Source organism: Streptomyces sp. NPDC057565, assembly GCF_042801455.1.
In the GTDB taxonomy this organism is placed as follows: domain Bacteria; phylum Actinomycetota; class Actinomycetes; order Streptomycetales; family Streptomycetaceae; genus Streptomyces; species Streptomyces yanii.
On the sequence record NZ_JBHVFU010000177.1, the window covers coordinates 1 to 1,401 of the forward strand.

General features: G+C 69.0%; 1 protein-coding gene. It reads right to left on the reverse strand.

What is annotated here, in order from left to right:
* Positions 1–38 precede the first annotated feature (38 nt).
* On the reverse strand, positions 39–1,199 hold the full coding sequence (locus ACFU8W_RS52455; RefSeq protein WP_384052997.1) for an ISAs1 family transposase: 1,161 nt from the start codon (positions 1,197–1,199) through the stop codon (positions 39–41).
* Positions 1,200–1,401 lie beyond the last annotated feature (202 nt).

Sequence of the window (1,401 nt, forward strand, 5' to 3'; positions counted from 1 at the left end):
ACCAGGGTCATTGCATGTTCGGGATCTGTCCGGGTTGATCACGTGAGACCGAGGGCCGACAGCGGTCGGCGGTAGTCACGGCTGGTGCGGCGGAGAGCGGCGGCGATGTTGGTCTCGCCGTTCTGGCGGAAGACGCTGATGGCGAGGTTGCGCAGACTGGCCATGGTGCGGGGCAGGGTGCCGGTGCGGACCTTGGAGTCGTCCTCGTGGAAGGTGCGGTCGCGGACGTGGTGCAGGAGGTTTTCGATACCCCAGTGGCCCCTGATCCAGGCGGCGAGTTGGGCCGGGGTGGCGTCGAAGACGTCCAGGCTGGTGATCAGGTAGACCCGCTCGATGGTCAGTTTCCTGGTGCTCAACTCGCGGCGCCGGCGGACGACCTGGATGGCCTGGCGGGCGCCGGGATAGTCGAGGTGGAGGAAGGCGGCGACCTTGAGTCGGCGGATCTCGTCGCGGTGGTGGGCCCGGTCGCGGGTGTGGTGGTCCAGCGGGATGTCGGCCCAGGGAAGCTTTCTGACCTGCGCATACAGACCGGGGTGGTTCTTCTTGACGATGGCCAGGTAGTGGGCGCCGCGCTTGCGGAGGTAGGCGCCGTGACCGTGCTGGGTGTGCAAGGCATCGCCGGTCAGCACGGTGTCCTTGAGGTTGATGCTGTCCAGCAGCGGCTGGAAGGAAGGGATCTCGTTGCTCTTGGAGGCGATCTGCCGCTGGGCCAGGACCACGCCGTGGTGGTCCATCGCGGCCAGCAGCTGGATCGCTGTGGTGGTGGCGGTTCGGGAGCCGCGCACCGTCTTGCCGTCAACCGCGACGGCGCGCAACGCAGGCTTCGGTGGCGGCTCGGACCGTTGTGGCGGTGGCGTTCTGGCCTGGAGATATGCGCCGATGGCCGCGTCCAGCGCGTCGCCGTCGAGACGCTGGAGCAGGCGGCGGACGGTGGCGGCGTGCGGCGCCGGCCGGATGCCGGTGAGCGGGTCGGCCGGGAAGCCGAGGACACCCAGGACGGGCTGCGGGGCATCGGCGATCCATTCACCGATCGCGATGAGAGAGCGGGCCCCGGTGAGCACCGCGGCAGCGGCCGCGCACAACAGCGCCAGGGCGGGATACCGCCGCCCCCGAAGGCCGCGGGGATCGGGCACCAGACCGATGAATCGGCGCAGGTCAGCGGCATCCTCTGTGGTGATCGGGGCCGTCTGGAGGGGCAAGTGTTCCAGCCTGGCGGGCATGGGCGATGATGTACGGGCAGGCACGGTCTCGCTCGGTTCTCATGGGTCTCGACAACCACATGATCACCGGCGCCGTGCCTGCTCTGTTTCCCGGGTCCGGGCCAGCCCAAGCCGGGACATGACGCCACGTCACACACGAGACCGGCGAACCGGACCGATCGCGACTACGCAATGGCCCTGG